This is a genomic window from Kaistella faecalis, from assembly GCF_019195395.1.
Lineage (GTDB): Bacteria > Bacteroidota > Bacteroidia > Flavobacteriales > Weeksellaceae > Kaistella > Kaistella faecalis.
In genome coordinates this window covers 181,947-193,477 of the sequence record NZ_CP078067.1, presented here as the reverse complement: position 1 = coordinate 193,477, position 11,531 = coordinate 181,947, and the positions used below count along the sequence as shown (strand labels likewise).

Below are 11,531 nucleotides of genomic sequence, written 5' to 3'. Positions count from 1 at the left end.
ATCATGAAACTAAATAAAAGTATATATTATCTATTTTTGGGTACTGCGCTAAGTATCGGAACCGTTTCCTGTGCAGATTATCTGAATACCGAACCAATTACAGACAGAGCTGTTGATTTCAGCGAAACGCCTTATACTAAAGCTTCCGAGGCTGAAGATCTAATGAAATCAATGTATGTAGGTCCGGGGTTTGGACATTCTAACTACTGGCAGCTGGATTATTTTGCGAACGGCGGAATGCAGACAGATGAAGCTTATGTAAGCGGTGATAACCAGGACAACAGACAGCAGGCAGAATACAGAATTCTATCTACAAACGGTAATGTTGACAGAAACTGGAAAGCAATTTATGAATTGATTAACAACTGTAATAAAGTGCTTAACTATGTTGACGGAATACAGGATCCCGCATTAACCGCGGAACGCAAAGCAGAAATGAAAGCCGAAGCCGCTATTGTAAGAGCGTTGTATTATTTTCATGCGGTACAGCTTTGGGGAGATGTTCCAATTGTAACGAAAGCAGTTATAGGAGTGACTTCTGAAAATTTTGAGGAGATCTATAACCAGGTTTTTCCGGCAAGAAAATCTAAAGAAGAGGTATATTCATTTATTATCTCGGATCTGGAAGGGGCCATACTTGCGGCTCCCGGTTCTTCAGTAAGCAAATACCGCGCAACGAGAGGTGTTGCGCAGGCACTTTTAGCTAAAGTATACGCAACAAAACCTAACCCGGATTATGCTAAAGTTGTTCAGTATGTTGATCAGCTATCAGGATCTTACAGCCTTTTACCGGATTACAATCATCTGTTTGATGGTAATCATAATGCCAATGCAGAATCTATTCTGGAAATTAATGCAGACGCAAGCAATATCTGGTGGTGGGGAACAGGAATGTTTATTGGTGACGGATGGCAGCGTTTCAATTTGCCAACCCACGATTTGGTAAATTCGTTTGATGCTCAGGGTGATAACATCAGAAAAGCAAATACCATTAAGTTTGATGTCGGAGTTAGCGACACCTACTGGACTGATAAAAACCACTATCCGTTTGCCTATAAGCAAAGAATTCAGGACGGAACACAGCATACCTACATCATCAGATACGCAGACATGCTGTTATTAAAAGCTGAAGCTAAGGTGAATCTTGGAGCGTATGCCGATGCAGAAGCTTTAATTAATCAGGTAAGAAACCGTGTTTCCCTACCGAATGTAGCAACTATTACCAGCAAAGAAGACGGTATGAACAAAGTTTTGAAAGAACGTTTGCTGGAGCTTGCTTTTGAAGGCCACCGATGGTTCGATCTTAAGCGTACAGGCAAGGCTTTAGAGATTATCAAAGCAAGAACCAATGGACAGGGAAGTCAATTAAGCTATGTAAACAATCTTACAGAACAAAGATTGTTGTGGCCAATTCCTCAGTCTCAGATGGATAACAACCCGAACCTTACCCAAAACGCTGGATATTAACTTTGATGATGATAAAATCAAATAAATCTTTATTAAAAAGTGCTGCACTTAGCGGTGTGGCACTTTTTTCATTATTTTCCTGCGGGAATAGAGTGTTGACAGAAACCGAAAATTCACAAGCAAAAAAAATCGAATTTTGGCTTACAAAAGGTGATGGTTCTGTAAAACTGCAACAACAGAATGCCCTCCATTTTGATAATGGATCGAACAGTTTCCCTACCATAGAAATTGATGAATCACAGAAATTCCAAACCGTTGACGGCTTTGGATACACCCTTACCGGTGGAAGCGTTCAGGTCATCAACACGCTTGCAGCCGATAAAAGAAAAGCGCTGTTAAATGAGATTTTCGGAAATATGGGGAATTCCATTTCTGTAAGTTACCTGCGGTTAAGTGTGGGCGCTTCAGATCTTGATGGTGAAGTTTTCTCCTATAATGATCTCCCGGCGGGACAAACTGATCTCAATTTAGAGAAATTCAGTTTGGCAAGAGATAAGGATTTGATCGCCATGCTGAAGGAAATTCTCGCCATCAATCCAAAAATAAAAATTATCGCTGCGCCCTGGTCACCTCCAGTTTGGATGAAAGATAACGGAAGTTCGATTGGCGGAAGTTTGAAGCCTGAATTCTACGGAGTTTATGCTAAATATTTCGTGGAATATATTCAGGGAATGAAAAAGGAAGGAATCACCATTGATGCGATCACACCTCAAAACGAACCGCTTCATCCAGGAAATAATCCAAGCCTTTTGATGACTTCCGAAATGCAGAAAGATTTCATTAAAAATCATTTGGGTCCCGAATTTAAAAAATCAGGTGTTTCGACGAAAATAGTTGTCTATGATCATAACTGCAACAAACCCGAATATGCGATCAATATTTTAGATGATCCGGAAGCCAATAAATATATCGACGGCTCTGCGTTTCACCTTTACGAAGGAGATATTTCAGCTTTAAGTATCGTTCACAATGCTCATCCGGACAAAAATTTATATTTTACTGAACAATGGACAGGCGCGAAAGGTAATTTCAAAGATGATTTAAACTGGCACACAAAAAACGTAATCATCGGCTCAATGCGAAACTGGAGCAAAATCGCCCTGGAATGGAATTTAGCTAATGATACTGCTTTCCAGCCACATACTCCGGGCGGATGTACCGAATGTAAAGGCGCCATCACCATTAATTCTTCCGGGGATTTTACCAGAAATGTTGCTTATTATATTATTGGACATGCTTCGAAATTTGTTCCTCAGAATTCGGTTAGAATTGCTTCAACACAAACTGAAAATATTGCTACAGCAGCATTTACAACTCCTTTGGGTAAAACAGTACTCATCGTACAAAATGACAGCGAAAGTGCAGAGAACTTTAATATTAAGTTTAAAGGAAATTCTGCTTCTGTCTCAATTCCGGGTAGATCTGCAGCAACGTATATTTTTTAAAAATACTCTTAATGCAACAGAAAATCACCATATTTTTATTCTTTTTCGTGGTAAAGTTATTTACGGGAGCCGTATCTGTATCTCATTTTTTCTCTGATAATATGGTATTGCAGCGTGATGCGAAAATTCCGGTTTGGGGATTTGCTGAGCCCAACGAAAAAGTAACTGTTGCATTCAAAAATCAGATTAAAACAACTGTAGCTGATGCTTCCGGTAACTGGAACGTATTGTTGGATAAAGAAAAATTTGGTGGTCCGTTTGAAATGAAAATTTCAGGCAGTAATCAGATTATTATTAAAAATATTTTAATCGGCGATGTCTGGCTCTGTAGTGGACAAAGCAATATGGAGTGGAATCTTGCAAGAGTTGATGGTTATCAAAGTGAATTAATTGAGCAGAATTTTCCTTTAGTCAGACACATTAAAGTTGAGAGAGCCATCAACACTTTACCCGAGAAAAATATCCAAGTAACCGCATGGAAAGTCGCCACTGCTTCAACAATAGGAGATTTTTCGGGTGTCGCTTATTTTTTTGCTAAAAAAATGTATCGGGAAACCAAAATTCCGGTTGGCATCATCAATTCTTCATGGGGCGGAACTAATGTTGAAACCTGGATCCCCAGAGATGGTTTTGAAAATTCCGAAGACTTTAAAGCAATGATTTCAAAAATGCCAAAAATTTCTCTGGATTCTTTGGTGAAATTTTCCACTGCTTCGAAAATCGCTGCTCTTCAAAAAAAACATCAGATAAACATTGAAGATTTCAATGAAACTTCGTACTTAAAAAGTGATTTTGATGACACCAAACTTCCGGAAATCTATCAGCCTAAAAGATGGGAAGATCAGGGTTTTGATGGTTTAGATGGAATTGTTTGGCTTAGAAAAAAAGTGACTTTAACTCAGGAAGATCTCGGCGGGAACGCGCAGCTTTTTCTTTCTCAGATCGATGACGAAGACATTACCTATTTCAATGGAAAACAAATAGGAACCAACAATTCCTATGATGCAGAACGGGTTTACACAGTTCCACAAAATCTGCTGAAAGCAGGTGAAAATATAATTGTCGTAAAAATTACAGATAACGGAAGCGGTGGTGGAATCTGGGGCGAACCTGAAAAATTAAAACTGGTTACCGCAAAATCTTCAATTCCACTTACCGGAAACTGGAAAATAACCATAGAGCAAATCTTCAACAGAATCAATGAAAATGAATTTCCGTCATTAGCTTACAACGCCATGATCGCTCCGTTGGTTCCGTTCAAAGTTAAAGGATTTCTTTGGTATCAGGGCGAATCGAATGAGGATCGAGCGGTGGAATACAACAAAAGTTTTCCTCTGCTGATCAATAGCTGGAGAGAAAAATTCGGGAAAGATCTTCCTTTTTATTTTGTGCAGCTTGCCACTTTTGAAACTCCCGGAAAAAACAGTAACGAGGGAAGTTCGTGGGCAGAACTCCGGGAAGCCCAGACCAATACTTTGAAGCTGAAAAATATAGGTATGGTAGTAACCACCGATATCGGCAATCCCAGTGACATTCACCCGTCCAATAAGAAATCAGTAGGGGAAAGGTTAGCGGATCTGGCGTTGAATAACGGAAATATCAGTCCGGTTTTTAATGATTTTAAAATTCAGAAAAACAAAGTTTCGGTAGGATTCAAACCGGTCGTAAAACTTAAAACATCAGATGATTCTACTTACGTGAAAGGTTTTGAAATTGCCGGCGAAGATCAGATTTTTTATCCGGCAACGGCAAAAATCTTTAAAAATAGAGTAGAAGTATATAGTGATAAGGTTAAAAATCCTGCCGCAGTAAGGTTCGGGTGGAAAGGAAATGCTTCAGAGAACAATCTGTTTACGGAAAACAATCTGCCGGTTTCGCCTTTTAGAACTGATCATTTTCCACTCACAACAAAAGAAGCGAAGTATAAGGTTAATCTTGATTAACAGAAAGATAATAGTAAATACTAAAAAAATAATGATAATGAGAAAAACATTGATTACATCGATCCTGCTTGGAACTTTCGTAACTGGATTCAGCCAGAATTACTGGAAAAACAGTACAAAGAAAACAGCAAAAGTAATCCTTACCAATGCAGCGACTAAAGAAAAACTTCAGGATAAAGGCCTGGTAAAGTTCGAAAAAATGGCCCAGCCAAAAGAAACAGATGCCTGCATTTTTGTGGATCCTGATTTTAAATATCAGAAATTAATCGGCATTGGCGGCGCTATTACAGATGCTTCAGCCGAAACGCTTTATAAAATGCCGAAAGCAAAACAGAAAGAAATTCTGGAGGCATATTACGGGAAAAACGGCTTGGGATACACCATCGTAAGAACCAATATGAATTCCTGCGATTTCTCCAGTGAATCCTATACCTATGTAAAAGATGGTGATGTGTCGCTTAAATCTTTTTCTGTTGCGAAAGACGAGAAATACAAAATCCCGATGATTAAGGAAGCTCAGAAACTCATTGGTGATCAGTTTACGTTTTATTTTTCGCCGTGGAGCCCGCCGGCATGGATGAAATCCAACAACAGTATGCTGAAAGGCGGTAGGCTGAAAGATGAATATTACCAACCGTGGGCAGAATATTACATTAAATTCATAAAAGAATACGAAAAACGCGGAATGCCGGTTTGGGGTTTAACCATACAAAATGAACCTATGGCAACGCAAACCTGGGAATCGTGTATTTATACTGCGGAAGAAGAAGGTAATTTCCTGAGAAACAACCTTGGGCCAACTTTATGGAAAAACGGCTACAAAGATAAAAAAGTAATCATTTGGGATCATAACCGCGATTTAATTTATCAGCGTGCTACGACAACCCTTCAGAATCCCGAAACGGCAAAATATGCACACGGAATCGGTTATCACTGGTACGAAACATGGAACAATAAATCCCAGCTTTTCGATAACTTAGAAGAAACCCAGAAGGCGTTTCCCAATATGTTCCTGGCATTTACCGAAGGTTGTAAAGAACAGTTCAAAATGGATCAGATTTATGATGTTTCCCTGGGTGAACTTTACGGACGCAATATGCTTAATGATTTCAACAAAGGAACGGCATTATGGACAGACTGGAATGTTCTTCTCGATGAAACCGGCGGCCCCAATCATGTTGGAAACTTCTGTTTTGCTCCTATTATCGCCGACACCCGAACCGGTGAAGTGCATTACACTTACGAATATTACTACATCGGCCATGTGTCTAAATATATTAAACCGGGTTCACAGAGAATTGGTAATTCGTCAAACAGAGCAGCACTTATTTCTACCGCTTTCATGAACGAGAAAGGGGAGTTGGTTACTGTGATAATGAATGAATCTGATAAAGATACCGATGCTTATTTATGGATCGAAGGGCAGGCAGCAAAATTGTCGGTTCCGGCACATTCCATTCAAACCGTGATTATATAACTAGTTTCTGTATTTTTTCATAACGAAAGAGCAACCAATTTTGGTTGCTCTTTTTATTAATCGAAAATTAAAGATAATTATTTTACCTTAAAATTCTTTTCAAAATTTGTACAGTCGATAGACTTCAGCGTGTGGCCTTCATATTTAAGTTGGGCAGGATTTGCATAAAAATCCCTGCTGCCTTCGGTTTTATGTTCTCCAATCCCTTCAATTAAATTTCCGTCTTTTCTGAGGAAATAGATTTCACGGTCAGAGGTTGTTCCTTCGGCCTCGAAAGTATAATTCAGCTTAATGGTATCGCCATTTTGTGTTCCCATCACATCACCGAAAGAACTGTCTTTCTCGAAATTTTTATAACGCATTTTACCGGTTATAGTGCCTAAATTATCGTCAAGCGAAACAAAAAGGGTGTCTTTTCCGGTTACCTCCATATAACAGGACTGTAGGGTAGAAGATTCTACAGGTTCATTGCTTTCAGGAACAGTAATAGAGTCCGGAGTTGCAGGCTGTGTATCAACAGTTTCGGTTGATTTTTTCTCACAACTTGCCGCTGTAAGTATGATTAATGCTGATAGTATTAAGTTTTTCATATAAGTTTTTATAATATTTGGGATTCTCTATATTTTTTAAAAGATAATATATTATGTTAAATGATATCAGAAATTACATTCAACTTTACTGAAGACAAAACTTTTAGTAAAATCGACTTTCGAAGGTTCTGCAAAAACAGTTGTCGAATCATTTATTTTCTCGACCTCTCCAATGCCTTCATAAAGTTTACCGGATTTGCTCAGAAGATAAATTTCGTTGAAACTGATATTTCCTCCCGTTGCCGTTCTGGACAATAATTTCAGCGTGTCACCGGATTTCGTTCCTGTAAAAGTTCCCGTTGAGGAATTGCTGGATTGTGGATTATTGTAAAGCAAACTGCCGGTAATATTTCCTGCGGAGTAAATCACGGAAAGTTTTACAGAATCCTGACCGTGCACAGCTTCGTAACATGTTTCTAAATTTTCTAACTGCTGAGAATCGCCTGTAAGATTTTTTTCTGCAGATTTATCAGAATTCTGGTTGCAGCTGAAAAGAGAAAACATGATGGCAGGTATTAATACGTAATTTTTCATGATAGATTGTATTTGCTGATTAGCTTTGTAAAGATAATAATATTTAGATTAAGGTATAATTTCTAAAAATATAAAACTCCTATAATTTATATTATGTTAAATTGGATTTGTTTCTGCAGAACTAAGTAAGTTCCTACGCTTCTGCAATCATTTTCCTTCTGTAACCTGCTGCTATAGCATTTGTAGTAAAAAAAAATCTCCCGCTTACCGGGAGACTTTAGTTATTAGTTTTTCAGACATTTTTCAAGGAACTGATCCTGTTCCCATAAAACGTGCAGAATACTTTCTTTAGCTGCATAACCGTGAGATTCTTTCGGTAAAAGAACCATTCTTACAGGCGCTCCCAGGTTTTTCAGTGCCTGGAAATATCTTTCGGTCTGAAGTGTGAATGTTCCTGGATTATTATCGGCTTCACCGTGAATAAGCAACATTGGAGTTTTCATCTTGTCAGCATTCATAAATGGCGACATTGTGTTGTAAACCTCCGGTACATCCCAGTAATTTCTTTGCTCAGACTGGAATCCAAACGGCGTCAGTGTTCTGTTATAAGCGCCGCTTCTTGCGATTCCACAGGCGTAATCTTTAGAATGCGTCAACAGGTTCGCAGTCATAAAAGCTCCGTAAGAATGTCCGCCAACCGCAACTTTGGATCTGTCGATATATCCTAATTTATCTACGGCATCAATTGCTGCTTTTCCGTTTGCAACCAACTGAGGCATAAATGTATCATTCGGTTCTGCTTTTCCTTCACCGATTATCGGGAAAGCTGCATCATCCAGAACTGCGTAACCTTTGTTCACCCAATAAATAAACGATCCGTAGCTTGGGAACGTAAAATCATTCGGGTTCTGGGTGTTTTGTCCAGCAGTGTTTTTGTCTTTATATTCTGTAGGATAAGCCCAGATTAACAGCGGTAATTTTTCTTTCGGGTTTTTTCTGTCGAAATTTGCCGGAAGATAAAGCGTTCCCGTGAGTTCTACTCCATCATTTCTTTTGTATTTGATAACTTCTTTATAAACATTTTTAATGCTTTCAAAAGGATTTTCAAAATGAGTTACTGCAGTTCCTTTTCCGTTTTTAATGTTTCTGATCGAATAATTCGGATATTGATTCGATGACTGCTCTACTACAAGAAGATTTCCGGTTTTGGCATCCAGAATGTCAATGATGTTTTCCTTGGAATTTTTCAGTTTCGAGGTATAAATTCTCTTTTTTCCAGAAGAATTCAAATCAACTTCATCAATAAACGGAAACTGACCTTCTTTCGTAAATCCTTCACCGACAAGATACGCTTTGTTATTTTTCGTATCAATAACTGTTCTTCCGTACTGATTTTTGGTGGTATTAAAGTTACCCGGATCGCTGTAAACGTCCTGATAATTGCGGTCATCAATAATTTTCGAAGCGTTATTTTTCAGATTGATGAGATAAGATTTTGTATTTCTTGTATCGTACCAGCTGTCTGAAACAATCGCAAAATCACCATTCGACCAATCAATACCACTGAAACGCTGCTTTGTTTTGAAGAAAGATTTCGGTGCATTGCTGAAAGGTGCTTCCCAAAGGAAAATTTCGTCTCTGTTTTCTACATTTTTAGACTGATCGCCCCCATCCAATGCCTCAGCATAAACCAAGGTTGAAGGCTGATCATCTCGCCAGCTCATATTTCTTTTTCCGGGTCTAACCGAAGAGAAACCTTTCGGCATAATCTCCGTAAGCGGAATTTCATTTACGGTTTTTACAGAATTACCGTCCTTATCGTACACGGTAGAAATCATTGGGAAACGGCTCAGCGGAACAATATAGGAATATGGTCGCTGTATCGTTGTAAGCATAAGATAATTTCCGTCCGGCGAAAAACTCATTCCTGAGTAAAGCGCTTCAGCTTTGAATGGAGTCAGATTTCCATTAAGAGATACTTTTACCAATTCTGCTTTTGCAAGCGTGTCGAAATTAGCTTCATCCTGTGGATTTTTTAGCAAATCCTGATAAGTTCTGTTTTGTGAAACTTTTCCGTCAGCATTTGAGACAGTAGGTCCGGAAGGTATCATTTTTTTATCATCGATCAGTGCACTTCTGCTGGCCGGAATCTGTTTTACCAAAAGAGTTTCCGAATCTTTCATCCAAACATAAGGCATTCCTAAGTTGGCATTAAGATGATCACCGGTAAGTTTTTTTGCGGTGGCTGTTGCGAGGTCAAGGATCCAAAGTTCCACTCCTTTCGCTGTGGTGTTGGTAAAAGCCAGTTTCTTTTCGTCTGGTGAAAAACTGGTGTAGGCAATTTTAGCATTAGCCGGAAGTCCTTTAACCTGAATTTCGTTTTTATCTTTTAACTTTCTAACTTTTAGATTATTAGCATAAGTAATTGTACTCGAAATGTTGGTTAACGGATTCACCCGTAAACCTGCAAGACGCATTTCTTCCTGGTTAAGATCATCCAGAGATTTGTAAGTAGGACGGTAAGAAAAGATGAGCCATTCTTTCTTGCTGTCCATCATTACACCTGGTGCTCTCTGGAAATCTGCCAGCTGAAGAATTTCCGCAGAAGGCTGCTGATACGTAATACTTTCCTGCGCGAAGGCAAATCCTGCATAAAGAAGCGCAACAAATGTTAGTTTAATTTTCATAAATATTAGGTTTGTTTTATAAAAAAATGCACAAACTTGCGTCAATGCATTTACTGATTTTTTTATGATGTTACCAGCCGGGCTCCCTTTTCCTGCCAATCATCGCATCGACAGAATATTTGCCGGGGCCGAAAGCGAAAAGCATTAAATAAACCGAAAGATAAAGCAGACTAGCTTCTCTTTTCTGGAAAGGATCGCCGCTGTGTACAATAAGCCCGGCAACTGCCATGGTAATGATAAGAAAAAATACTGCGAATCTGGTAAAAAGACCCAGAATAATAAAAATTGAACACACAAATTCAGCAAAAACCGCCAAAATCAACGAAGTTTTGTCGCTTAATCCAAGAAAGCTGAAAAACTGAATTTCTTCACCCGACAATAAATCCTGCAGTTTGGGATATCCGTGTGATAACATTGCAAAACCTACAAAAATTCTAGTAACAAGAAGAACAATATCAATAATCAGAGGATTACTTTTCGTTGAAGTAAAATAATTCATGAATCAATTTTTACCAAAAATAGTAAAATCCTTTGTAAAACGCAATTAACGCTAGGTTTTCTTTAGCGGTAACCGAAATTTTTTAAATCCCTCTCATTTTTTCGCCAGTCTTTTTTAACTTTTACGAATAGATTCAGATGAATTTTTTTGGCGAAGAATTTTTCAAGATCAATACGCGCTTCGGTGCCCACTTTTTTAATGGCTTCACCTTTGTGACCAATGATGATTCCTTTTTGCGTATCTCTTTCAACGTAAATGATTGAATCGATGAAGATAATTCCCTCTTTTTCTTTAAACATTTCAGTTACAACCTCCACCGAATAAGGGATTTCTTTATCGTAATTCAAAAGGATTTTTTCGCGGATCGCTTCGTTTACGAAGAATCTTTCAGGTTTATCGGTGTAAAGATCCTTGTCGTAATAAGGCGGATTTTCCGGAAGTAAAGATTTCAGTTTTGGTAAAATAACTTCGGTATTGAAACCTTTAAGCGCAGAGATCGGAAGAATTTCCGCTTTTGGAATCCTTTCATGCCACAACTCCATCGCCTTTTCAAGATCTTCCTGATTAGATTCGTCGATTTTATTAATAAGAATAAGAACCGGCACCGGAATTTTATTAAGTTTTTCTACCAAAAATTCGAAGGGTTCAGTTTTATCTAAAATATCAACAATAAACAAGAAAACATCGGCATCCTGAAGAGAATCCTTCACAAAATCCATCATTTTTTCCTGTAAACCGTACTTCGGATCCAAAACTCCCGGCGTATCCGAAAATACAATCTGTAAATCTTCTTCGTTGTACATCCCGAAAATTCTGTGTCTTGTCGTTTGTGCTTTCTGGGTAACGATCGCGAGCTTTTCGCCCATCAGTTTATTAAGAAGTGTCGATTTCCCGACATTGGGTTTCCCAACGATATTTACGAATCCTGCCTTGTGCATTATTTCTTTTT

9 protein-coding genes are annotated in these 11,531 nt (G+C 38.5%); 4 read left to right on the top strand and 5 right to left on the bottom strand.

Annotated features, from left to right (window positions below):
- Nucleotides 1-3 precede the first annotated feature (3 nt).
- The 4 genes from KTV93_RS00930 to KTV93_RS00915 are packed head-to-tail and all read left to right on the top strand — an operon-like array spanning nucleotide 4 to nucleotide 6,332.
- On the top strand, nucleotides 4-1,467 hold the full coding sequence (locus KTV93_RS00930) for a RagB/SusD family nutrient uptake outer membrane protein (RefSeq protein WP_218249462.1): 1,464 nt from the start codon (nucleotides 4-6) through the stop codon (nucleotides 1,465-1,467).
- An 8-nt stretch (nucleotides 1,468-1,475) separates the two neighbouring features.
- A complete protein-coding gene (locus tag KTV93_RS00925; protein WP_218250462.1) occupies nucleotides 1,476-2,912 on the top strand; it encodes a glycoside hydrolase family 30 protein in 1,437 nt (478 codons plus the stop codon).
- 11 nt (nucleotides 2,913-2,923) lie between these two features.
- Nucleotides 2,924-4,855 carry a sialate O-acetylesterase gene (locus tag KTV93_RS00920; RefSeq protein ID WP_218249461.1) on the top strand — a complete coding sequence of 644 codons (1,932 nt, stop codon included), beginning with the start codon at nucleotides 2,924-2,926 and terminating at the stop codon, nucleotides 4,853-4,855.
- Nucleotides 4,856-4,892: 37 nt separating this feature from the next.
- Nucleotides 4,893-6,332, top strand: coding sequence for a glycoside hydrolase family 30 protein (locus tag KTV93_RS00915; protein ID WP_218249460.1), 1,440 nt, complete (start codon nucleotides 4,893-4,895; stop codon nucleotides 6,330-6,332).
- Nucleotides 6,333-6,409: 77 nt separating this feature from the next.
- Here KTV93_RS00915 and KTV93_RS00910 read toward each other — a convergent pair whose 3' ends face one another.
- From KTV93_RS00910 to era, 5 genes are all read right to left on the bottom strand, one after another.
- Nucleotides 6,410-6,922, bottom strand: coding sequence for a hypothetical protein (locus tag KTV93_RS00910; protein WP_218249459.1), 513 nt, complete (start codon nucleotides 6,920-6,922; stop codon nucleotides 6,410-6,412).
- 66 nt (nucleotides 6,923-6,988) lie between these two features.
- Entirely contained in the window at nucleotides 6,989-7,456 is a 468-nt protein-coding gene (locus KTV93_RS00905; protein WP_218249458.1) for a hypothetical protein, read from the bottom strand.
- Between the two features lie 224 nt (nucleotides 7,457-7,680).
- Entirely contained in the window at nucleotides 7,681-10,083 is a 2,403-nt protein-coding gene (locus KTV93_RS00900; RefSeq protein WP_218249457.1) for an alpha/beta hydrolase family protein, read from the bottom strand.
- A 70-nt stretch (nucleotides 10,084-10,153) separates the two neighbouring features.
- Nucleotides 10,154-10,582 (bottom strand): DoxX family protein, encoded by a 429-nt coding sequence (locus KTV93_RS00895; protein ID WP_218249456.1) that lies wholly within the window; start codon nucleotides 10,580-10,582, stop codon nucleotides 10,154-10,156.
- A gap of 62 nt (nucleotides 10,583-10,644) precedes the next feature.
- On the bottom strand, nucleotides 10,645-11,520 hold the full coding sequence (gene era / locus KTV93_RS00890; protein ID WP_218249455.1) for a GTPase Era: 876 nt from the start codon (nucleotides 11,518-11,520) through the stop codon (nucleotides 10,645-10,647).
- Between the last annotated feature and the right edge of the window lie 11 nt (nucleotides 11,521-11,531).

Excerpts from the sequence above, each read along its gene's own strand:
- KTV93_RS00910 (WP_218249459.1), bottom strand. The coding sequence starts at position 6,922 with ATGAAAAACTTAATACTATCAGCATTAATCATACTTACAGCGGCAAGT.
- KTV93_RS00920 (WP_218249461.1), top strand. The coding sequence starts at position 2,924 with ATGCAACAGAAAATCACCATATTTTTATTCTTTTTCGTGGTAAAGTTA.
- KTV93_RS00930 (WP_218249462.1), top strand. The coding sequence starts at position 4 with ATGAAACTAAATAAAAGTATATATTATCTATTTTTGGGTACTGCGCTA.
- KTV93_RS00925 (WP_218250462.1), top strand. The coding sequence starts at position 1,476 with ATGATAAAATCAAATAAATCTTTATTAAAAAGTGCTGCACTTAGCGGT.
- KTV93_RS00905 (WP_218249458.1), bottom strand. The coding sequence starts at position 7,456 with ATGAAAAATTACGTATTAATACCTGCCATCATGTTTTCTCTTTTCAGC.
- KTV93_RS00915 (WP_218249460.1), top strand. The coding sequence starts at position 4,893 with ATGAGAAAAACATTGATTACATCGATCCTGCTTGGAACTTTCGTAACT.
- KTV93_RS00900 (WP_218249457.1), bottom strand. The coding sequence starts at position 10,083 with ATGAAAATTAAACTAACATTTGTTGCGCTTCTTTATGCAGGATTTGCC.
- KTV93_RS00895 (WP_218249456.1), bottom strand. The coding sequence starts at position 10,582 with ATGAATTATTTTACTTCAACGAAAAGTAATCCTCTGATTATTGATATT.
- era (WP_218249455.1), bottom strand. The coding sequence starts at position 11,520 with ATGCACAAGGCAGGATTCGTAAATATCGTTGGGAAACCCAATGTCGGG.